The sequence below is a fragment of the Streptomyces sp. NPDC051172 genome (assembly GCF_040682555.1).
Taxonomy (GTDB): domain Bacteria; phylum Actinomycetota; class Actinomycetes; order Streptomycetales; family Streptomycetaceae; genus Streptomyces.
In genome coordinates this window covers 1-1,024 of sequence record NZ_JBFBBE010000500.1, presented here as the reverse complement: position 1 = coordinate 1,024, position 1,024 = coordinate 1, and the positions used below count along the sequence as shown (strand labels likewise).

The window sequence follows — 1,024 nt, the reverse complement described above, 5'->3', positions numbered from 1 at the left end:
GCGCGATCGAGTCGATCCTGTCCGTGCTCGCCGTCCACCACGGCCAGGCGCCCGTGACCATCAACCTGGACCACCAGGACCCGGAGATCCCGCTGAACGTGGTCACCGGCTCCCCCGCCCGCCAGCCCGAGGGGCCGCGCGTGGCCGTGAAGAACTCGTTCGGCTTCGGCGGCCACAACGCGGTGGCCGTGTTCCGCAGCGTCTGAGCCGGAGCGCCGCCGGCCGGACGAGGGGTCAGACGGCGCGGTGCAGCCAGCGCACGTTGGCGTGGGCGGCGGCCAGCCGGAACGGCTCGAGCTCATCGTCCCAGGCCTCGCCGAGCGCGAGGGAGAGTTCGTGCATCAGCACGCTGGGGTCGCCCGCGCCGGCCTCATAGGCGTACCGGATGCGGTCCTCGGAGACCATGATGTTGCCGGAGACGTCCGTGGTGGCGTGGAAGATGCCGAGGTCCGGGGTGTGGGACCAGCGCGAGCCGTCGACCCCGGCGGACGGCTCCTCGGTGATCTCGAAGCGCAGGTGCGGCCAGCCGCGCAGGGCCGAGGCCAGGCGCGCACCGGTGCCGGCAGGCGCCGTCCAGCGCACCTCGGCGCGGTGCTGGCCGGGCGCGACCGGCTGACCCTCCCACTCCACCGAGGTCGCGGGGCCGAGCACGGAGCTCAGCGCCCACTCCACGTGGGGGCAGAGGGCGGTCGGGGCGGAGAGGATGTGGACCACGCCGCGGGTCTGGATGCTGGTCATGGATGCCTCCGAGGGTGCGATGCGGTGCGTCTTCCCCTACGACCACGTCGCGGCTCCGGTGGATCCTGGGGCCATTGTGCACCAGGGATGCTGGGCCGGCAACGGGGCGGTGCGCCGCCGTGCGTGTCGCGCCGCCGCAGTGGAGGGGCCGGGGCGGCGTCAGGCGCGTGGGTGGGCCTGCCGATAGCCCTCGCGGAGGCGATCGATCGAGACGTGCGTGTAGACCTGTGTGGTGCGCAGGGACGCGTGGCCCAGCAGCTCCTGCACGCTGCGCAGGTCGGCGCCG

The 1,024-nt window shown here is 73.8% G+C and carries 2 protein-coding genes and 1 pseudogene; 1 reads left to right on the top strand and 2 read right to left on the bottom strand.

Annotated features, from left to right (window positions below):
* Nucleotides 1-206, top strand: a pseudogene (locus tag AB0N07_RS52230) (beta-ketoacyl-ACP synthase); the annotation flags it as partial.
* Nucleotides 207-234: 28 nt separating this feature from the next.
* On the opposite strand, the gene AB0N07_RS52225 reads toward AB0N07_RS52230, so the two are convergent.
* Nucleotides 235-729 carry a DUF3145 domain-containing protein gene (locus AB0N07_RS52225; RefSeq protein ID WP_365848187.1) on the bottom strand — a complete coding sequence of 165 codons (495 nt, stop codon included), beginning with the start codon at nucleotides 727-729 and terminating at the stop codon, nucleotides 235-237.
* 168 nt (nucleotides 730-897) lie between these two features.
* On the bottom strand, nucleotides 898-1,024 hold a 127-nt coding region (locus AB0N07_RS52220; RefSeq protein ID WP_365848185.1), incomplete at its 5' end, for a tyrosine-type recombinase/integrase.